Origin of the sequence: Streptomyces sp. NPDC059256, assembly GCF_042753785.1 — a bacterium.
Classification (GTDB): domain Bacteria; phylum Actinomycetota; class Actinomycetes; order Streptomycetales; family Streptomycetaceae; genus Streptomyces.
Window position 1 is genome coordinate 743,525 of record NZ_JBHYZO010000002.1, and the last position, 19,707, is coordinate 763,231.

Sequence of the window (19,707 nt, forward strand, 5' to 3'; positions counted from 1 at the left end):
GAGGTCGAGGGCCCGGGTGGATGCGCACGATCCACCGGCCCTCGCTCCCGGAGTCGGTGTCCTCGACTCACGAGCTCACCAGCTCGCCAGCTCACCGGATCACCCCATGGACCAGCTCACCCCGGGCATCGGCCCGGCGCCGAGGCGCGATCAGTCGCGGCCCGCCCCGCTCACCACCTCCGCGAGATGTTTTTCGGCGAAGGCGATCTCCAGAGCGAGCTGCTTGATCCGCTCCTCCACCACCAGCGAGCCATGACCCGCGTCATAGCGGTACACCTCATGGACCGCCCCACGTGCGGTCAGCCGGTCCACGTAGTTCTCGATCTGGCGGATGGGACAGCGCGGATCGTTGACGCCCGCCGAGATGTAGACGGGCGCCCGCACCGCATCCACATAGCTCAGGGGTGAGGACGCCTCGAACCGCTCCGGCACTTCCTCCGGCGTACCTCCGAGCAAGGTGCGGTCCATGGCCTTCAGGGCTTCCATCTCGTCGTGATAGGCCGTGACGTAGTCGGCGACCGGCACTGCGGCGATGCCCAGCGCCCAGGCGTCTGGCTGTGTCCCCAGACCGAGCAGGGTGAGATAGCCGCCCCACGATCCCCCCGAGAGGACCAGCCGGTCTGGGTCGGCCAGCCCGGACAGCACGGCCCACTCACGGACGGCCGCGATGTCCTCCAGCTCGATCAGCCCCACCCGGTGCTTGAGGGCGTCCGTCCACTCCCGTCCATAGCCCGTCGACCCTCGGTAGTTGACCCGAACCACCGCATAGCCGTGGTCGATCCAGGCGGCGGGCCCGGCCGCGAAGGCATCGCTGTCGTGCCAGGTCGGACCCCCGTGGATGTCGAAGACCGTCGGCAGCGGACCGCTCGCCCCTGCGGGTCGCTGCACCAGTGCATGGATCCGCCCCCCGGGGCCCTCCACCCAGACGTCCTCCACCGACACCGACTCCGGTGCCTTCATCCCGGGCGGATCGAGCACCACGGCGCCCTTCGTCGATCGCACCTGCGGCGGGAGGGCAGCCGACGACCACAGGTACTCCACCTCGCCCCCGGGGCGGGCCGTCGCGCCGGAGACCGAACCCGCCGGGGTGTCGATCCTGGCCAGCTCACGCGTCGACAGATCGTAGCGCCACAGCTCGCCTCGGGCTTCAAAACTGTGGGTCACCAGCAGACCCGACCCGTCGGGATACCACTCCGCAGAGACATCGCCGGGCAGATCCAGCGCGAGATCTGATTCCTCACCCGAGGCGACGTCCCAGATCATCGGCTCCCAGCGGCCACGCCGTTGGTGCGCGACGAGCAAGCGGGTGTCCCCGGTGACCGGGGCGAAGCCCAGCACCGCGAGCCCCAGCTCCTCGGTGCCCCCCTTGGTGTCGTCGAGTTCCGCAACGGGGGTGCCGTCCAGACGTAGGACACGAAGCGCCGAATGCATCGCGTCACCGTGCTCGGTGTGTTCGATCGCGACCCATTCACCGTCGTGGGACAGATCACCGACCCCCGCGGATTCGCGATGGCGATAGATCTCAACGGGCTCCGCACCCTCCCGCACGACGTGCAGCGTGGTGCCCTCCTCATCCGTGGACCGGCCCACCACCGAGGCGCCGTGGCGCCCGATCGCGAGCCCCGCCGAGTAGGAAGGCGCCAGCCCCGGCGCTGCGGGGGAGTCCTCCCCACCGCCGAACGGCTGCTTCAGCCAGACCCCGAACTCATCCCCGTCGGTGTCCGAGAACCACCAGATCCACTGCCCGTCGGGGGACAGCACACCATCCGTCGTACCGCTGGGACGGTCGGTGGCCTGCCGCTGCCCACCGGTCGAGCGATCCCAGGCGTACAGCTCGTACGTCCCCGTGGCATTGGACACGAAGAGCGAGCGATGAGGGGCGTCCTCCGCCCAATCGGGGAGGGAAACGCGCGGAGCCCGGAAGCGCTTCTCCCAGTCGGGCATGGATTCAGTGGTCTCAGTCATGACCCCATTCTGCGTCGGACCCCCGACAAACCGTTCGCTTCCTGCGCAGCCTGTGGATAACTTCGAATCATGGACCAACCCCTGCCCCCGGACTGGCGTGCCATCAACCGTTCCAACTGGGACGAGCGCGTACCCCTCCACGTTGCCAGCGAGTTCTATGACCTGGACGGCGTTCGCGCGGGCAAGGAGGCGCTGCGCGACTTCGAGATCGCTGAGGTCGGAGACGTCCATGGCCTCACACTTCTCCACCTCCAGTGCCACATCGGCCAGGACACCCTGGCATGGGCCCGGAGAGGGGCTGCCCAGGTCGTCGGCCTCGACTTCTCCGAACCAGCGGTGGAAGCCGCCAGGGCCCTCGCCACCGACCTCGGCTTCGGCCCCGACCGGGCGGCGTTCGTGGCCGCCGATGTGTACGACGCGGCCGAAGCCGTACCGGACAGCTCGTACGACATCGTCTACACGGGCACGGGCGCCCTGTGTTGGCTCCCGGACATAGAACGCTGGGCCGAGGTCGCCTCGTCCCTGGTGGCCCCCGGTGGATTTCTCTACGTCGCCGAATTCCATCCGCTCACCGACATCCTCGACGACGAGACCGGCTCACGGGTCGTGCACGACTACTTCGCGAAGGAGCCCTGGATCGAAGACACCCCGGGGACCTACGCCGATCTGGACGCCGAGACGGTTCACAACCGCACCGTCGAATGGCAGCACCCCATCGGGGCCGTCGTTTCGGCCCTGTGCGCCGCCGGCCTTCGGTTGGAGTTCCTCCACGAACACGAGGTGTCACTTTTTCCCCGGTTCGCCAATTTCCGGCAGGGCGACGACGGCTACTTCCGATTCCCGTCCGACCGCCCCCGCATCCCCCTGATGTACTCCCTCAAGGCATCGCGGCCACTCGACGGCTGACACCGCCCCCCGCCTGCTGCGGCCGGCGTCCCGTGTTCCCTACGGCGGTTGCGCGTCCTAGGGCTTGTGCGGGCGGGGCAGCCGCACCACGGCTCGGCCGCCGTCGAGATCGACCGTGGAGCGATGAGGGGGTGCGCCGTCCTCGTCGTCGTCCTTCAGCAGCAGGGCGCTCTGCCGCTCGCGCAGTTCGTTCTGCTTTCCGGCGGAGAAGGTGGCGTGCAACTGCTCGAACCCGGTCGCCGACACCTGCCCCTGGCGCTTCCCCAGCCCGGTCGCCCGCAGGATCTGGTCGGCGAAGGCTATGAACACCAGAATGATCACCAGACCCGGCAGGGTCATGAAGACGATGAACTCCATGTCGTCGCTCTCTTCCGCACGCCCGGCTCAACCAGCCTGGGCTGCTGCATCCGGTGCGGCTGTCGCATCCGGTGCGTGTGATCGGCATACGGCCACCGCTGCTGCGAAGCCGGGGTCCACGGGTACATCCGCCAGCAACCAGTCCGCGTTCACCGCGGGCTGTGGACCGGCGCCCACATAGGTCAAGGACAGGTCTTCGTTCAGCCCCACGCCTCGCGCCTTGAGCACGGACTCCTTGCGGGTCCAGCACCGGGCGAAGGCGAGAGGGCGCTGGTCGGCCGGTATCCGCTCTATCTCCCGGCGTTCCGCAGGGTGCAGTTGAGGGGTGACGTCGACGACCGTCGTCGGGCGTGGCAGAGGCTCGACATCGATCCCCACAGGGTCGGACGCGAGGGCGATCAGGACCATTCCCTTGGTGTGGGAGAGGGAGAAGTGCACGGCGTTGCCCGGGAGGACCGGCCGTCCATGGGGGCCATCGCACCGGGTGCAGGATTCCCGCTCCATCACGACGGCTTCCGGGGCCTGTCCCAGCCGTGCGCCGAGAAGGCGGCGCAACGCCACATGGCCGACGGCGTAGGCGTCCCGGTCCTGAGGGCGGATGAACCCGTCGAGTCGCGCCGACTCCGCCGCGTCCAGGACGTCACGGTGGGCGAGGGCATCGACGGCGTGCTCCGCAACCCGACCGACCCAGAGCAGCTCCACCCCTGGGAGAGACGCGGTCTGCTCGCCGTTGAGAGGTGCCTCGGTCGCCATGTGGTGCCCTTCTCCTGGGGGAGCACAAGAATATCCGGGCCGGCCGAGGGAAAACCGGGAGTCGTCGGCCAACTTTCCCGTACCGAATGCGCATGCCAGACGGCCGGACGCCCCTGCCAGGAGCCATCGTCCTGGCCTCGCCAGCGGCCAGGGACTGTGCCCGTCGAAAGCGGCTCCGGTCAGTACCTGCACCGTCATATTTCGCGGAACTGGTGCGATCGGCTGTTGGGACAGTCGGTGATGGGCCCCGCTACAGGAGCCGCGTGCGGTGGCCGCGAAGTGACGAGTACATGGAGAAGCGCATCCGTCCGGGTGGGACTGCCGAGCCACCCGGACGAACGCACAACCACATCTGGAGCGACCCGACTTAGATGTTCACACCGAAGTCCTGGGCGATGCCCCGCAGGCCGGAGGCGTACCCCTGGCCGACCGCGCGGAACTTCCACTCGGCGCCGTTGCGGTAGAGCTCGCCGAAGACCATGGCGGTCTCGGTCGAGGCGTCCTCGCTCAGGTCATAGCGGGCCAGCTCGTTGTTGTCCGCCTGGTTGATCACGCGGATGAAGGCGTTGCGCACCTGCCCGAAGGACTGGCCGCGGCTCTCACCCTCGTGAATCGAGACCGGGAAGACGATCTTCTCGACGCCGGCAGGCACTCCGGCCAGATTCACCTTGATCTGCTCGTCGTCGCCCTCGCCCTCACCCGTGAGGTTGTCACCCGTGTGCTCCACGGAGCCCTCGGGGCTCTTCAGGTTGTTGAAGAAGACGAAGTGCTGGTCGGAAACCACCTTGCCGTTGCCGTCCACCAGCAGGGCGCTGGCGTCCAGGTCGAAGTCGGTTCCGGTGGTGCTCCGGACGTCCCAGCCCAGGCCCACGACAACCGCAGACAGGCCCGGGGCCTCCTTGCTGAGCGAGACGTTGCCGCCCTTGGAAAGGCTGACACCCATGGAAATCCCCTGCGCAATCCGGCGCGGGCCGCGCCTCTCTTGACGATTCCTTGCCCAACCCGGCCAACGACCGACCATGCCCTCCAGTTCCCCGCCCTGGAACTCAATATATAAATCTTGACTTATATAAGCGATAGATGCACTGTAGGCCCATGCACGCGTTCGATGTCCTAGGTGATCCGGTACGCCGTCGAATACTGCAGCTCCTGGCAGCCGGCGAGCAGCCGTCGGGCGCCATCAGCTCCGTGATCCAGAACGAATTCGGCATCAGCCAGCCCGCCGTCTCCCAGCATCTTCGGGTGCTCCGCGAGAACGGCTTCACTTCGGTCCGAGCCGCTGGGACCCGGCGCCTCTACGCCGTCGAGAGCGAACCCCTCAAGGAGGCTGCCGACTGGCTGGACCAGTTCCGGAACTTCTGGGAACAGCGTCTGGACGCCCTCGGTACCGAACTGGCACGTGGCAAACGCGCCCGAGAGCGCGAGCAGACGAGGACTGAACAGCGCGGATCCGCGCCGGAGGAGCAGTGATGAGCGACATCGTGAACCAGATCAACGACATCCGCCGGAAGGTGGGCACCAAGCAGATCCCCCAGGGCGAGGCCCGGACGATCCTGCTGAGTCGCAGCTACCCCGCCGCGGCTGAGGACGTATGGGACGCGGTGACCGACCCCGAGCGGATCAGTCGCTGGTTCCTGCCCGTCAGCGGCGATCTGAAGCTCGGCGGTCACTACCAACTGGAGGGCAACGCGGGCGGTGAGATCCTCCGGTGCGAGCCACCGCAGGTGCTCAAGGTGAGCTGGCTGTTCGGCGAGGACCCGGGCTTCAGCGAGGTCGAAGTCCGGCTGACCCCCGAAGGCGATGGGCGGACGCTGTTCGAGCTCGAACACATCGCTGTCGTCCCTCCGGAGATGTGGGACCAGTTCGGCCCGGGTGCGGTGGGAGTGGGATGGGACCTCACCGCGATCGGTCTGGGACTCCATCTCGCAGGCGCCTCGATCGAGGACCCGGCAGCCTGGCAGCTCTCCGACGAGGCCCGTGAGGTCATGACGCGCAGCAGCGAACAGTGGGGCGAGGCATACCGCGCCTCGGGCGCCCCCGCGGCAACCGTGACGGCTGCCGTCAGCGCGACAACGGCCTTTTACGCACCGGAGAAGCCCTCGGAGGGGTAGCCGGGCGGGACGATCTCAAGGAAGGCGCGAAGTCTGTCGGGCGATTCATCACGGGGATCGCCAAGGGTGCCGCGGAACTCAGCCTGGAGATCACGCTGAACATTGACACCGGCGCCCTCAACTCTGTGGTGGAGGCGTACAACACGCGAGTGAACGCCATGGTGACGAAGCTGGACGCACTGATGGAGCCGCTGAACGAAGCGCACCGTAGCGCGCCGACCTTCCAGGCGGAGGAAGCTCGGGCGCAGTCGTTCGGTGCGCGAACACTCAACGACTTTAATCAGGGACATAAGTACACCGTTGACGGGGACGAGAAGAACCACTTCTTTCCCATCGATCTGGCCGGCCAAGAGGGAATCTCGGGCAGTCATCCCATCGACAAGCATGTGGGAAAGACGGATGAGTAATTGGCCCAGCGTCTCAGAGATCAGCAGACGGTCCGTGCGGATAGGACTATTGCACCGAGAGCGATCTCCACGTTCGCGGATTACGCATCGGCGCAACGACTCACTCAGGCGGTTCTCGACGACGTGGACAATGCTGTTCTCATTGAAAGATGGATCGCCCGTCAGGAAGCCAACTACAACCCAAATTCGAAGTCGAGTTGCGAACTGCACTTTCCCAATGAAGTGACGGGGCGATCAACAAGCCGCGCGGAATACGATGCGCATGGCCTCCAGGCTCCCGCCCGCGATGTCCATGGCGTGAAGGTGACACTCAAGTACGTTCAAGGCATGGAACCGCCCTTCATCGTCCTCACCTCGATGCCAGAGGCTTAGCATGAGTCCCGTGACCGCATACACCGGAGCCGTCTTCAACAACGGATCGATCCGCCGGCTTCTCGACCTGGCCATTGATTCCCGCCGTACGGGCGGACCTTCGCTAGAAGACGAGATCGTGCGCTTCTGTCGCACCATCAGAAACTCGCCAGAAGCCGAATGGGCCATACCGCTGGCAACGGTGTCGGCCCTCCTCGATCTCCTGTCTGAGATGCTTGGGTCGGAAAATCCACCGAACGTTCCGGCCGGCTTTGAGCAGAAATTGAACGATGCGTCGGCCGAACTCGCGGGTCCGGATTTCCTCACGCTTCTCGCTGGTTTGATCCGAATGCAGGACCAGGAGGCAATGCCGAGTTTCGAGAGTCTGCCGATGGCGGCTTGGGAAGCGCGATTGATGTTCCCCCGGATACGGCAGTTCTCGTACTGGGTCGACTCCGGAGAGTACGACGACTTCGAGGAGGGTCTGCGGGCCGGGGCGGCCAGCGAGCATCCGCACGGCTGTCACCAAGAGATGTCAGGGTTGGCAGCCGAACTACAGAAGGCCCTACTCCTCTTTCCGACACCGGATTCCTTGCGTGCGGGGCTCGGTGTCGCCATCCCATGGGCGTCCGAACCCATTCTGCACGCCATCCTGCGGGCTATCCACATCCATTTCACAGAGCAGCACTGAGGTTGCATCCGTGTCGACTCCGAACCGATCCGCCTCCTATCCCGACCGGGAGACCGCCCAGTGGGCGACTCAGCAGGTCGTGACCGCGAACGAGCAGTGCATTCACCGGTGGCTGGCCCAGTCGACTCGGCCGCGACTCACCATCGAGGCCGCCTGGCCCTCGCGGCCAGAACCCGTCGGACGCGTACTGCTCCAGGCGATGATGCTCGCAGGGCGGGACGCCGTCGATGTCCGGGCCGCCCGTGTGATCCTCAGACGGACCACCGAGAACCCACACGGCTTCACCGTGCACGCCACGTTCCCGATCTATCTCTAGAGGCGGCATCCGTGTCCCTGAATCCCCTCGAACACGACCGCAAGTACGGTGAGTTGGACCATGTGGTTCGGTCCTTTCTGGGCCGAACGGCGGACGATGACGAGCCACTCACGGGGTACCTCCGCCACACCTGGCGCACCCGCCCCTGGGCCATCGCCACGGCGGAGCACCAACTGCGGGAGTACGCCGTCAACCCGCCAGGGAGGCTACGGCGACGCCTTGGTGAGTTCTACCCCGTACCGGATGTCGGTCTGCCCGATTCTGAGGTTCAGGCGTGGTTGGTACGCTTGGCTGATCGACTCAAAGACAGTGTTGAGACCGGCCATGCCCCGTCGCCCGCCACCCCGCAGACCCATTGGGAGTGGCACGCCCGCTTCCCGGAGTTGGCCCAGTTTCTCGGCGGCTGGTTCTCCCAGGACATTGCCCGAGGAGTTCGAGGATCACGACGACGCACTCCGGGACTACCTGGACAACACCGACCCGGGGCTGATCGCTCAGCTGACAGGCGAGTTGTATGACTTGCTAACTCTCCCGCTGGATACGAGCCCGACTATGCGCTCGCCTTGGCCGAATTGGGGATGGAGGTCGACCCGCCCGAGCAGTACGCACCCGGAGGCTGGCTCGTCGAGCTCGCCGCACGGCTCCACCGAAGGTGACAGGCCCCCCTTCTTCTACCTGTCCTTTGGCGGCGGACAGGGCTGGGGCTAGCGGTCGATGAAGGCTTGCTCCGCGGGGCTCAACGGAGGGTCTGCCAGGTGCGGAAGTTTTCGCCCGACCGCCATGGTGAGCAGCATGTCGGGGGCGAACAGCCGGGCCGGTGGCCGTTCCATGCTCATGACGTCCAGGAGGGCACGGAGTGCGCGCGGGTTTCTGGATCCTGTGTCGACGGCCCGGTCGATGAACTTGGCGAGGGCGCGTTCGAAGGCGGTGGGCGGGGTGTCGGAGGCGCCAGGGTAGAAGATGTCCTGACCGACGGCGAGGCTCCACGCTGTGTGTACGGGGCCGGCCGCGGCACGTTGGATGCGACGCGCGGTTCCGGGAGTGGTGATCGAGTGTCGGTGGATCGTGGCGCGGAGGGCGACGGCGGTCTGTGCGGCGACGGTGAGGCCGTGCCCGTAGACCGGGTTGTAGCCGGCGACGCTGTCGCCAATGACGGCGAACCCTTCGGGCCAGTGCCGGGCCTTTTCGTAGTAGCGGCGACGATTGGCGGTGCTGCGTGAGGTGGTGACGTCGCCGAGGGGTTCGGCTTTGGCGATCAGGTCGCCGATGATCGGGTGGTCGAGACCGCGGGCGAAAGCGACGAAGTCCTCGCCGCTGGTGGTGGGTTCCCCACCGCGAGAGCCGGCGAGGGTGACGAGCCACCGGCCCCTCTCGATGGGGAGGATGATTCCTCCGCGGCCGGGTGCTTGGGCGGGGCTGGCCTGGACGTTGACGAGAGGGAAATCAGCCGCGCCGTCGGGGGTGCTGTAGATCCGGGTGGCGTAGGTGACACCGGCGTCAACAACCCGTTCAAGCACTGGGAGCAGTCCCAGGGTTTGGAGCCAGACGGGGGCGTGGGACCCGCGACCTGTCGCGTCGACGACGAGATCGGCCTTGAGGACCGCTTCGGTGGCGTGGTGACGTATTCGGACTCCGTCGACGCGATCGGCGGTCCCGGTGAGTTCGTCGACGGCGGTGTCTTTCCTGAGGGTGATCCTGGGATGGGGGAGCACCCTCTCCCGGATCACGGAATCCAGGAGGTCCCGGCTGCATACGAGGTTGTGGTGGTGTGAGCCGTTGAAGCGTCGGAACCATTGCCCGGACGGGGCCTTGGACACGAGGCCGCTCATGATGGGCACCAGGCGAGCACCCTGGCCGGTCAGGTCGTCGACTATGCCCGGGAGTAGTTCCTCAAGGGCCTTGACCCCACCGGACCACACCATGTGTGCGTGGCGGGCTTGAGGGATGCCGCGGCGGGGGTGTGGGCCGTTCGGGAGGGTGTCGCGTTCGATGAGGGTGACGTCGGCGATGTCGGCCAGTACATGCGCGGCGAGGAGACCGCTCACCCCCGCACCGATGACGATGGCGTTGGATGTGGGGGCGGAGGAGTCACTCAAGGGAGATTGCTCTTTCTGTAGTGGCCACCTCTGTGAGAGGGGCAACGACGGTGGCCCGTTCCCGGAGGGCGCAGGAGGAGGGGGCGGGGGCGGCGAGGTCCTGCTTCCATGAGCGGTGGTCTGGACACCAGCCCGATCGACCTCGGCCCCCATGTTTCGCCGCCAGGGAGGAAGGAGGCCCGTTCGCGACCAAGCGAATGGGCTTCAACTTCCCCTTGGCTCCCCATGAGATCCCCTTCGGCCGACGTCTGGAGCGCTCGGGGCGAGGGCCCACCGCACATTCTCCATTAAACGATCATGAGTCGCGAAACCCGCTCGGTTCACTGGGAGTTGCCGGGCGTGGATGGTGTGCTGGACTCGGCTGGGGTGACCTCCGTGGCGCAGAGCCACGATGTCCGATCACCGGGGTCATGGAGGGCGCGATGGTAGGGGAAGGTGCCACGTCCACCGGTCTACTCGTGTGCGCTGCCGTTGACGGAGAGGGGAAGCCCCACTCTGGGTCGCAGCGGTTGGGGTGGTTGGGGGCGTACTCAGGTGCTTCAGGCTCTGGTGCAGTGAGGCGGTCAGCGTGGCCAGTTCCGTGCCACGGGCCCGTGCTTCTGTCAGACGGGCGGCAATCCGTGGGCCCAGTCTGCCTTCACCCCTTCGCAGTCGCCTGCCTCCCATATCGATAGAAGTGCGCCGATCTCTTCGAGGGGTAAACGGCAGGCGCTCGATGGCATCCTCGCCATGCACGCGGTACCCGGACCGTGCCCGCGGCCAGCAGTGGTCCCGGCATCGCCGTAGAACGCAGGGGCATGGCCGGGACCCCAGAGTGCCTGGCGAGTTGCGAGATCTGCACCGTGCTCACACTGCGGCGGTAGAGCTTCGACTCAGGTTGAAGGTGAAGCCCGAACCCTGATTCCGGCCGATGGCGGTGTCATCTCGCGTCTGATGGCCGTGGGCACTGGTACGCGCGTAGCCCCCTTCGGGGTTGCTTCCCCAACAGGATTGGTTTGCAGATAAGTTGATGGATAAGTGATCTTTTTTGGGGGCTGGGATGCCGGGTCGGGATCTGCGAGCACTGTTCAGTACGAACGACCGCACGCTGGGGACTGCGGAGGCGTTTACGAACCGTCAGGCGCAGTGGGAGTTCGCGATGGCCGCGCTCGCCGAGCACCTGCGGCATGTCAACCACTCTGCCTTTGATCCTGAGGACGTGGAGGTTGCCCGGAACAACGTGGTGGTCTTCCATGGGATTGGTGGAATTGGGAAGTCCACGCTGTCGCGCAAATTCGAGGCGTCTCTCGCTGACCCGACACAGCGCCCCACGCAGTGGGGTGCCCCCGTACTGGGCCGAACCCGGATCCTGCCTGTACGGATCGATCTCGCGCGCTCTGCGAGTCCCGACTTCGAGAAGGTCGTGCTCTCCGTCCGCCTCGCGCTGGCCGCCATCGGTCAGCCCCTGCCCGCCTTCGACTTGGCGTTGCGCCGCTACTGGGAGCATCAGCACCCGGGCGATCCCCTGGAGGACTATCTCAACCGCGGTGGCCTGGCCGCTCGGTTCGGTAAGGCGCTGCCACAGCAGATGCAGTCAGCGCTCGCCGACGTGGCCCAGACACTCTTGTTGCCCGGCACGGTGGGCTCGGCGATCGGGCAGGTGACCGGGGCGCTCGTCGGAGCGCTTCGCGAGCGTCGGCAGACCGTGCGGGCACTCGCCGGCTGCGCGCGCCTCGTCGATCTCCTGGAGAGCGAACCGGACCTGGACTCCCTGTCCTACTATCCGCACCTGCTTGCCTGGGAGCTTGCCCGGATGCCTGTAGCGAAGCGGGTCACACCAGTGATCTTGCTGGATGCCTTCGAAGAAATTGGAGACCGCACCCACCGAGACTTCGAACGGCTACTGCAGCGCCTGGTGTGGTTGATGCCGAACGCCTTCTTCGTCATCACCGGTCGTTCCCGCTTGCAGTGGTCTGACGAGGCTCTCCAGGGACAGCTCGACTACACCGGCCCCACCGCCTGGCCTGGCCTCGCCGCCCAAGATGCTCTCCATGCCCGTACGGAGTTCCCTGCCCCCGGGCGTGATCGGCAGATGTTGATCGGCGACTTCTCCTTTGAGGACTGCGACGACTACCTCGCTCGCCGCCTCTTTGCCGACGGCCGTCCTCTCATCGGCGACTCCATTCGCAGGGTGATCGGGCAGCGCTCGCACGGCCTGCCGCTGTACCTGGACCTCTGCGTGATGAGGTTCCTGGAACTCCGCCGCAGCGGGCACACCCCGCAGCCGCCCGACTTCGACCATGACTTCCCCGCGCTGATCGCCCGCACCGTCTCTGACCTCACCGCCCCGGAGCGTCACGTGCTGCGCTCCGTCAGCCTCTTCTCCTCGTTTGACGTCGCTCTGGCGACCCGGGCCGCGGGTCTATCCCAACAAGCACCCGTACTGCGGCTCGTGGAGCGTCCGTTCATACGGGAGACTCCGTTCGCGTTGTGGCCCTTCCACCTACATGCCCTTGTCCGTGCGACGATCCGGGGCGCCGACGACCAGACTGACGACCGGTGGTCTCCCGCCGACTGGCAGCAGGCCGCCAGTCGGGCCTTCGCCGCTCTCGGGGAGCAGTGGCGGGATGGCTCGGACCGTGACCGGCTGCTTCTCGTGGGCTGCTTGCGTCAGGGATTGGCCATCGCCCGCGACTACCGTCTCGATCTCGGATGGCTCGTTGAGGCCGCTTGGACCTATGTCGGCGACTCCGTGTGGGAGCCGCTCGACCCGGCAGCCAGCCCGGAGGAGGGTGCCGCCGCCACGGCCGTCGCCGCACTCGTGGAGTTGCTCAGCGCACTCGCTCGTCGGCAGCACGAGAACCGGGCCCGCACCGTGGAACGCCTGGTGGCGGTCGCCGATTCTGGGTTGCTCCCTGCGGAGCTGTCCGAGATGGCCGTCTACTACCAGGCCAAGGCGCAGCGTGACCTTGGGCACACCGAAGAGTCCCGGCTAGGGATGCAGGCGGTTGCCGTGGGCGGCGGACGCCTGGCAGCGAACGCCCGTCGAGGGCTCGCTCAACTCTCCCGGCTCGCCGGGGATTTCCCCACGGCGCTTGAGGCTGCCGAACGCCTGGGCTGGGAGGGGCGGCACCATCGTGTCGTCGGCGACGTGTACTGGGTGCAGGGCACCATGCACCTGGCCGCGCAGGCATTCGGAGCGGCTCGGGCAGAGGCCGAAGAACACGGCAAAACCGGGGAGGCAGCCATGTCACAGGCCATGCGTGCCTTCACCCTTGCCTTTACGACCGACCCCACCATCGATGACGAGATTGATCTCGGCGAACGTCTTCTGGCCCAGGTCGATCTGCGGGCTGCGACCCTGGATGTACGGATAGCAGCGCTCCTGCGCGACGCCGGCACCAACACGGGAGTCGAGGACCGGGTACAGGTACTGGCGGTGGAGATCAGCACGTCGGGCCTGCTCTTTCTCCAGGCCAAGCTGGAGTTGGCACGCGCCTTCCACCATGCTGTCCGCGACGACCAGGCGGGCGTCGCGTCCAGCATCAGCCGACTCCATGAGCTGACCCGGGAGGGCTACTACGCCTACTACGTCGACATTGCCCACTTCATGGCCGACCTCGCGCTCGACACCCGTTCCCATGCACGTTGGCTCGATGACCAGCAGACGGTGCGTCAACGGTGGCGCAGCATGGTCATCGACCGAGGCGCTCTGCTCACGTCAAGGCTGACCACCTGATCGCTGTGGCCACCACGTCGTTGTGCATGCAAGTCGTCATCATGTTCGGGCATGACCGCGGCGATCTCATTCGGTGCCAATGAGGCGTCTCGACCGGGCTCCGGTTCGTGAACCCTGAACGAGGGCGACAACAAATGGGGCCGCCGGGCAGCATACGGGCGGTGTGGGTGGGCAACGCATCCCGTCTCGGAAACGAGTTGATCAACACCGACGCCAAGACCGAAGCGTTTGAAGCGGTACTTCCGCTGCCTGATGTCTGTCCCACCGCGCTATGGCTCCGCTGGCAGGCGCAGGAAGCAGCGGAAAAGGCCACAGGGGAGATGGACGGATTCGGATTTCGTGTTCACCCCCGCGACGGGACTCCGATCGAGCCACGGAACTTCAACCGGGAGTTCAATCGGCGGTGCGAGCGGGCGGTCCGCTTCATTCGCGTACATGACACCCGGCACACCTGTGCGTCGCTGCTGGCGGCCCTCGATGTACACCCGCGGATCGCTATGCAGATCCTTCGGCATTCGGAGATCGCGGTGACCATGGAGGTCTATACACACGTCCCGTCCGCCGAGACCCGGAAGGCTCTGCGGAAGCTGGGCAAGGCCCTGGACGGCAGCAAGCCCAAGCCCAAGGGGAAGAAGATCAAGAAGTGCCCCGGCGGTCGCCGGCAGTCATAGCGATTGCTGTACCTCGCTGCTGTTAAACACCCAGAGGACCTAGTGTAACTATCACACTAGGCCCTCTGAACAGTGTCGGGGTGGCGGGATTTGAACCCACGACCTCTTCGTCCCGAACGAAGCGCGCTGCCAAGCTGCGCTACACCCCGATGTCACCGCTCGCGTGGCGACATCGATTACTTTAGCCCACCCACGCCCCCAGGCGAAATCCGGTTTGCGCGGCCCCGTGGGCGTCCGCACGGTGTTCCGGCTGGGTTTTTGGGTGGGGTCGAGGTCAGGTCTTTTCGACCAGGGTGAGCAGGGTTACCTCAGGTGGGCAGGCGAAACGTACCGGTGTGTAGCGGCTCGTTCCGCAGCCGGCGGAGACATGGAGGTAGGAGGTGTTCCCCGCTGCCTCGTGGGTCGACAGGCCCTTGACCCGGTCAGTGTCCAGGTCGCAGTTGGTGACCAGCGCCCCGTAGAAGGGGATGCACAGCTGACCGCCGTGGGTATGGCCGGCGAGGATCAGGGGGTAGCCGTCGGCAGTGAAGGCGTCCAGTGCGCGGAGGTAGGGGGCGTGCACGATCGCCAGGGAGAGATCGGCGTCCTTCTCGGGGCCGCCCGCGACCTTCTCGTACCGGTCGCGCTTGATGTGGGGATCGTCGAGGCCGGTGAACGCCAGCTCGTATCCCTCCAGCTTGAGCCTGCCCCGCGTGTTGCTCAGGCCCACCCAGCCTGCGGCGTCGAACGCGTCCCGCAGTTCTTCCCACGGGTTGTGGACCACGCCGACGGCCGGCGCGTTGCCGTTCAGCCCGTGCTTTCCCTGGGCCTTCTCGAACAGGTACCGGGCGGGATTGCGGAGCGTGGGCCCGTAGTAGTCGTTGGAGCCGAAGACGTACACGCCCGGGAACTCCATGAGCGGGCCGAGCGCGTCCAGGGTCTCCGGGACGCCCTCCGGGTCGGAGAGGTTGTCGCCGGTGTTCACCACGAAGTCCGGCCGCAGGCCCGCGAGGGACTGGAGCCAGGCACGCTTCTTGCGCTGACCGCTGACCATGTGGATGTCCGATACCTGGAGCACCCGCAGAGGGCGCATTCCCTTGGGCAGGACCGGGACCGTGATCCGTCGGAGGCGGAAGGAGCGGGCCTCGATGCCGGCCGCGTAGGCGATGCCGGCCGCTCCGACTGCCGTGATTGCCAGGGGAACTCCAAAGCGTGCGCGCATATGTCCATCGTCGCAGACAAGGGGGTACGAAGTGACGGGGTGGGTCGAGTTAATGATCACTCGGCCCTTGCGGGTGCCGCTCGGGCGGGAGCCCCGGACCGTAGTCGTCGGCGAGCGCGGACGCAGGACCTCCGCGAAATGACCAGGCAGGTCCGTATCCTCACCTGCCACACTGAGCCGTATGACCACGCTCAAGTCCAAGCTTCACGATGACCTGATCGCAGCGATCAGGGCCCGCGACGAACTGCGCACTTCCACCTTGAGGCTGACCCTCTCGGCCATCACCACCGAAGAGGTGTCGGGCAAGAGTGCCCGCGAGCTCTCCGACGACGAGGTGCAGAAGGTGATCGCCCGCGAGGCGAAGAAGCGCAGGGAGGCCGCCGAAGCCTTTGCCAATGGTGGACGCGCGGAGCAGGCCGAGCGCGAGCGGGCCGAGGGTGAGCTGTTGGGGGAGTACCTGCCGCAGCAGCTCACTGATGACGAGCTCCAGCTGATCGTGGCCCGGGCTGTGGACGAGGCCAAGGCGGACGGTGCCGAGGGGCCCAGGGCCATGGGTGCCGTGATGAAGAAGGTGAATCCGCAGGTCGCCGGGCGGGCCGAGGGCGGTCGTGTGGCCGCCACCGTGAAGCGGCTCCTCGCGGGCTGACCGCGGGGCCGTCGAAACGGTGGCCCGAGCGGTAGGTGCGCAGGTCTCGGCACCTGATCATGTTCGTTCGGGACGAGTGGTCGGTTGTCCCGCGGGGGCGGCCACCCTTGCACCGACCGCGGTCAGCGGGAGAGCCCTCGCACCCCATGGTGCGCAGCAGAGTTCCTGATGTGGACCGGTCACCGGCCCCCGACCGTCGAAGGGCTGGCACCGGACACATCGGGACGTACTGAAGGGCCGAGGCATCACCATGCCTCGGCCCTTCAGTGCTTTCCGTCAGTCTCCTGCGCCGTCGCCGCCGCCGTTGTCCCCGCCGCGGTTGTCGCCGCCCCCCGTCTGGTTCGAGGGGAGGGAGATACCGGGCCAGGGTTGCTGACCGTCGCCGCCGGATCCGCCGTTGTCTCCCGGCCTGCCGTCTCCCGGCTTCCCGTCGTCGGGCCGGCCTTCGTTGCCGTCGCCGCCGTCGCCGCCGCCGCTGTCCTCGCCGTCCTCGTCCGGCTTCTTACTCGGGTCCGGACCGTCGGGGATCGACACCTTGTTGAAGGTGGGTGCGTCCCAGCCTTCCAGCGCGCCGTTCATCGCGTCCCGCCAGATGGGGCCCGGGACCTGACCGCCGAAGACCTTGGAGTGATAGACGTCGCCGATGGTGATGTTCATCATCTTCACCTGCTGAGTGGGGCTACCCACCCAGACGGCACCGGACAGGTTGGGCGTGTAGCCGACGAACCACGCGTTGCGGCGCTCGTCCGTCGTACCCGTCTTGCCCGCGTTGTCGCGGCTCGACAGACCCGCCTGCTGGCCCGTGCCGGAGTCGACCACACCGCCCAGGAGGGTGTTGATCGTGTCCGCGGTCTGCTCGTTCAGCACCTTCTCGCAGGTGCTCTGCGGCACCTTGAGGCTCCGGCCGTCCGCCGTGCGGATCGACTCGATGGCGGTGGGGCTGCAGTACGTCCCGCGGCTGGCGAACGTCGCGTAGGCACTGGCCATCGTCAGCGGCGAGATCGCGGTCGAGCCCAGCGTCAGCGGGGAGGGAGCGACCGGCAGTTTGGTGCCGTCGCCCTGGGTCACCCTCAGCTTGTCGGTCATCTCGACGACCGGGCAGAGCCCTATGTCCTCGATCATCTGGACGAAGTAGGTGTTGACCGACATCTCCATCGCCTTCTTCAGCGCGTACGGCCCCACCTCCTTCTCGTTCTCGTTCTCCAGGACTTCCTTCGCCGAGTTGTGCCAGGTCCCGCCGTCGCACATGGGGATCGAGTCGGGGTACGGCATCTGGTACGGCGCCGGATAGACCTGCGTCGGGGGCCTGCCCTGCTCCAGGGCCGCCGCCGCCACGAACGGCTTGAAGGTCGATCCGACCGGGAAGCCGTAGTTCGAGCCGCCGGCCTTCTTGTCGACGGAGTAGTTGATCTCCGTCTCGTTCTTGCCGTATCCGTACGGGCGGGACTGGCCCATGGCGAGGACCTTGCCGGTACCGGGCTGGACGATCGTCACCGCGGTGGCGACCTTGTCCGACTTGTACACGTGCCTCTTGATCGACTTCTGGGTCGACTTCTGCGCCTGCGGGTCCAGAGTGGTCTTGATCGTCAGCCCGCCGCGGTCCCAGACCTTCCGGCGGTCGTCGCGGGTCTTGCCGAACGCCTGGTCGGATAGGAAGGACTTCCGTACGTAGTCGCAGAAGAAGCCGGCTCCGTTGACCGCGGTGATGCAGCCGTTCTTCGGCTCGCTCACGTTGAGCTTGATCGGGGTGGCCTTGGCCCGTGCCGCTTCCTCGGGGGAGATGTCACCCACCTCCAGCATCCGCTGGAGGACGATGTTGCGGCGCTTGGTGGCCTCTTCCGCGTCGTTGACCGGGTCATAGCGGCTGGGCGACTGGACGAGACCGGCGAGCAGCGCGGCCTCCTCCAGATTCAGGTCCTTCGCCTTCTTGGAGAAGAAGCGCTGGGAGGCAGCCTCGATGCCGTAGGACTTCTGGCCGAAGTACGTGATGTTGAGGTAGTTCTTGAGGATTGTCTTCTTGCCCAGCTCTTCCTCGACCTGGATCGCGTACTTCAGCTCCTGGATCTTGCGGCCGAGGGTCTGTTGGGTGGCCGCGGCGAACTTCTCGGGGTCGTCTCCCGCTTCCTCGACGAAGACGTTCTTCACGTACTGCTGCGTCAAGGTCGACGCGCCCTGAGCGACCCCGCCGCTCGTCGCGTTCTTGTTGAGCGCTCGCAGCACGCCCTTGAGGTCGATCGCCCCGTGCTCGTAGAAGCGCGAATCCTCGATCGCGACGATCGCCTTCTGCATGTGGGGCGAGATGTCCTTGAGCGGCACCACCGTGCGGTCGCGTGAGTACACCGTGGCGATCAGGCCGCCTTTGGAGTCCAGGATGGTGGTGCGCTGACTCAGCGGGGGGGTCTTGAGGTGGGCGGGGATCTCGTCGAATCCCTTCACCGTTCCCTTGGCCGCGAGCCCCAGTACCCCGAAGGCCGGCAGGGCGATGCCTGCCAGCACGGCTCCGGAGAGCACGCTGACACCGAGGAACTTGGCGGCTTGCTGGGTCCCGGTCAGACCACCGCCCGAGCGCTTTTTTGGCATGAAGGCAGCCTACGTTCTCATTCGCCGGACATACGTATAGGCCTTGGCCTAAGCTGCTCTCAACTGTCACAGCAGTGCGGTTTTGTATCAAGGCATTCCCCGATTCCGCAGCGAGCCTGTTGCAAAGCGCCTAGTCACAAGGGCGGCAACGGAGAGCGAAGCGGAATCGCAGGGTCCGTGTCCGAATTCGCATTCCATCCGTGTTATGCGCCCTCTGGTGCGTGCTGTGACTCAGCTCTTCTGCCCCGGTTTGCCGGGTTCCTCACGCATGTCCTCTGCTCACCCCCCCGAGTGATCTGCTTCGTGCGCATAGTCCGTTCGGGCCATTCAAGATTGGGCCCGAAGGGGGTGTTGCGCTGTGCCTGCCTTCCGTAACGTCCTCAACTGGCAGCGGTGAATATGCCGCTGCCGCCGTGGGGGAGCCTCGATTCGGGAGAGGACGGCGCCGGGATGGGCTGGGTAACCGACTGGAGTGCGCAGGCAGCCTGCCGCACTACCGATCCGGATGAACTGTTCGTTCAAGGAGCAGCGCAGAACAGGGCCAAGGCGGTGTGCACCGGATGTCCGGTGCGGACCGAATGCCTGGCCGACGCCCTCGACAACCGGGTGGAATTCGGTGTCTGGGGCGGAATGACCGAAAGGGAGCGGCGTGCACTTCTGCGCCGACGTCCCACGGTCACCTCGTGGCGCAGACTCTTGGAGACCGCGCGCACGGAGTACGAGCGCAGTGCGGGCATTCTGCCCGTTGGTCTCGATGATGATGAGACCTACGAGACGTACGCAGCTGTGGGGTAGTCACAGCGGGGAGACTCCCCGCAGGTGTACCACCTCGCACGATTCAGTCGACATGGAATCCACCCGTGTCGGAACACAACAGAGGCACCACAGGTACTACGGATAGGACGGGCAGGACAGGCTTGCGGGAGCCTGTTCGCCGA

The 19,707-nt window shown here is 66.3% G+C and carries 18 protein-coding genes, 1 tRNA gene and 1 pseudogene; 12 read left to right on the forward strand and 8 right to left on the reverse strand.

Going from position 1 to position 19,707, the window contains the following annotated elements; all coding sequences use genetic code 11:
- Positions 1 to 150: 150 nt before the first annotated feature.
- Positions 151 to 1,965: a prolyl oligopeptidase family serine peptidase gene (locus ACFXJL_RS07740; protein WP_384690199.1), complete on the reverse strand. Its 1,815-nt coding sequence runs from the start codon at positions 1,963 to 1,965 to the stop codon at positions 151 to 153.
- 69 nt (positions 1,966 to 2,034) lie between these two features.
- On the opposite strand from ACFXJL_RS07740, the gene ACFXJL_RS07745 reads away from it, so the two are divergent.
- Positions 2,035 to 2,871 (forward strand): class I SAM-dependent methyltransferase, encoded by an 837-nt coding sequence (locus tag ACFXJL_RS07745; protein ID WP_384690202.1) that lies wholly within the window; start codon positions 2,035 to 2,037, stop codon positions 2,869 to 2,871.
- A gap of 57 nt (positions 2,872 to 2,928) precedes the next feature.
- Here the strand turns inward: ACFXJL_RS07745 and ACFXJL_RS07750 are convergent, their stop codons facing one another.
- The 3 genes from ACFXJL_RS07750 to ACFXJL_RS07760 all read right to left on the reverse strand — a co-directional run bounded on the left by ACFXJL_RS07750 (position 2,929) and on the right by ACFXJL_RS07760 (position 4,924).
- Positions 2,929 to 3,228: a DUF6191 domain-containing protein gene (locus tag ACFXJL_RS07750; RefSeq protein ID WP_358876664.1), complete on the reverse strand. Its 300-nt coding sequence runs from the start codon at positions 3,226 to 3,228 to the stop codon at positions 2,929 to 2,931.
- Between the two features lie 27 nt (positions 3,229 to 3,255).
- Entirely contained in the window at positions 3,256 to 3,981 is a 726-nt protein-coding gene (locus tag ACFXJL_RS07755; protein ID WP_384690205.1) for a 4'-phosphopantetheinyl transferase family protein, read from the reverse strand.
- 367 nt (positions 3,982 to 4,348) lie between these two features.
- Positions 4,349 to 4,924, reverse strand: a complete 576-nt coding sequence (locus ACFXJL_RS07760) for a TerD family protein (RefSeq protein WP_358876662.1) — start codon at positions 4,922 to 4,924, stop codon at positions 4,349 to 4,351.
- A gap of 152 nt (positions 4,925 to 5,076) precedes the next feature.
- Between ACFXJL_RS07760 and ACFXJL_RS07765 the strand changes: the two genes are divergently transcribed.
- From ACFXJL_RS07765 to ACFXJL_RS07795, 7 genes and pseudogenes are all read left to right on the forward strand, one after another.
- Entirely contained in the window at positions 5,077 to 5,451 is a 375-nt protein-coding gene (locus tag ACFXJL_RS07765; protein WP_358876661.1) for a metalloregulator ArsR/SmtB family transcription factor, read from the forward strand.
- Complete coding sequence (locus ACFXJL_RS07770) at positions 5,451 to 6,092, forward strand: SRPBCC family protein (RefSeq protein WP_384690208.1); 642 nt, start codon at positions 5,451 to 5,453, stop codon at positions 6,090 to 6,092. The genes ACFXJL_RS07765 and ACFXJL_RS07770 overlap by 1 nt, the downstream gene beginning before the upstream one ends.
- A gap of 149 nt (positions 6,093 to 6,241) precedes the next feature.
- A complete protein-coding gene (locus ACFXJL_RS07775; RefSeq protein WP_384690211.1) occupies positions 6,242 to 6,499 on the forward strand; it encodes a hypothetical protein in 258 nt (85 codons plus the stop codon).
- Positions 6,500 to 6,871 carry an RNase A-like domain-containing protein gene (locus ACFXJL_RS07780; protein ID WP_384690213.1) on the forward strand — a complete coding sequence of 124 codons (372 nt, stop codon included), beginning with the start codon at positions 6,500 to 6,502 and terminating at the stop codon, positions 6,869 to 6,871.
- A gap of 10 nt (positions 6,872 to 6,881) precedes the next feature.
- Positions 6,882 to 7,541, forward strand: coding sequence for a hypothetical protein (locus ACFXJL_RS07785; RefSeq protein ID WP_384690216.1), 660 nt, complete (start codon positions 6,882 to 6,884; stop codon positions 7,539 to 7,541).
- A gap of 10 nt (positions 7,542 to 7,551) precedes the next feature.
- Positions 7,552 to 7,857, forward strand: coding sequence for an RNase A-like domain-containing protein (locus ACFXJL_RS07790; RefSeq protein ID WP_384636043.1), 306 nt, complete (start codon positions 7,552 to 7,554; stop codon positions 7,855 to 7,857).
- A gap of 11 nt (positions 7,858 to 7,868) precedes the next feature.
- Positions 7,869 to 8,513, forward strand: a pseudogene (locus ACFXJL_RS07795) (contact-dependent growth inhibition system immunity protein).
- 48 nt (positions 8,514 to 8,561) lie between these two features.
- Here ACFXJL_RS07795 and ACFXJL_RS07800 read toward each other — a convergent pair.
- Positions 8,562 to 9,953 carry an FAD-dependent oxidoreductase gene (locus ACFXJL_RS07800; protein ID WP_384690219.1) on the reverse strand — a complete coding sequence of 464 codons (1,392 nt, stop codon included), beginning with the start codon at positions 9,951 to 9,953 and terminating at the stop codon, positions 8,562 to 8,564.
- Between the two features lie 1,039 nt (positions 9,954 to 10,992).
- On the opposite strand from ACFXJL_RS07800, the gene ACFXJL_RS07805 reads away from it, so the two are divergent.
- Positions 10,993 to 13,671 (forward strand): ATP/GTP-binding protein, encoded by a 2,679-nt coding sequence (locus tag ACFXJL_RS07805; protein WP_384690222.1) that lies wholly within the window; start codon positions 10,993 to 10,995, stop codon positions 13,669 to 13,671.
- Between the two features lie 167 nt (positions 13,672 to 13,838).
- On the forward strand, positions 13,839 to 14,342 hold the full coding sequence (locus ACFXJL_RS07810; RefSeq protein ID WP_384690225.1) for a tyrosine-type recombinase/integrase: 504 nt from the start codon (positions 13,839 to 13,841) through the stop codon (positions 14,340 to 14,342).
- A gap of 75 nt (positions 14,343 to 14,417) precedes the next feature.
- Here the strand turns inward: ACFXJL_RS07810 and ACFXJL_RS07815 are convergent.
- Positions 14,418 to 14,491 (reverse strand) — tRNA-Pro (locus ACFXJL_RS07815).
- A gap of 125 nt (positions 14,492 to 14,616) precedes the next feature.
- Positions 14,617 to 15,543, reverse strand: a complete 927-nt coding sequence (locus ACFXJL_RS07820) for a metallophosphoesterase (protein WP_384690228.1) — start codon at positions 15,541 to 15,543, stop codon at positions 14,617 to 14,619.
- A gap of 181 nt (positions 15,544 to 15,724) precedes the next feature.
- Here ACFXJL_RS07820 and ACFXJL_RS07825 point away from each other — a divergent pair, with 181 nt between their 5' ends.
- Positions 15,725 to 16,189, forward strand: coding sequence for a GatB/YqeY domain-containing protein (locus tag ACFXJL_RS07825; protein ID WP_384636102.1), 465 nt, complete (start codon positions 15,725 to 15,727; stop codon positions 16,187 to 16,189).
- 276 nt (positions 16,190 to 16,465) lie between these two features.
- Here ACFXJL_RS07825 and ACFXJL_RS07830 read toward each other — a convergent pair whose 3' ends face one another.
- Positions 16,466 to 18,769, reverse strand: coding sequence for a transglycosylase domain-containing protein (locus ACFXJL_RS07830; protein WP_384690231.1), 2,304 nt, complete (start codon positions 18,767 to 18,769; stop codon positions 16,466 to 16,468).
- 450 nt (positions 18,770 to 19,219) lie between these two features.
- On the opposite strand from ACFXJL_RS07830, the gene ACFXJL_RS07835 reads away from it, so the two are divergent.
- Positions 19,220 to 19,564 carry a WhiB family transcriptional regulator gene (locus tag ACFXJL_RS07835; RefSeq protein WP_177149633.1) on the forward strand — a complete coding sequence of 115 codons (345 nt, stop codon included), beginning with the start codon at positions 19,220 to 19,222 and terminating at the stop codon, positions 19,562 to 19,564.
- The last annotated feature ends 143 nt before the right edge of the window (positions 19,565 to 19,707 follow it).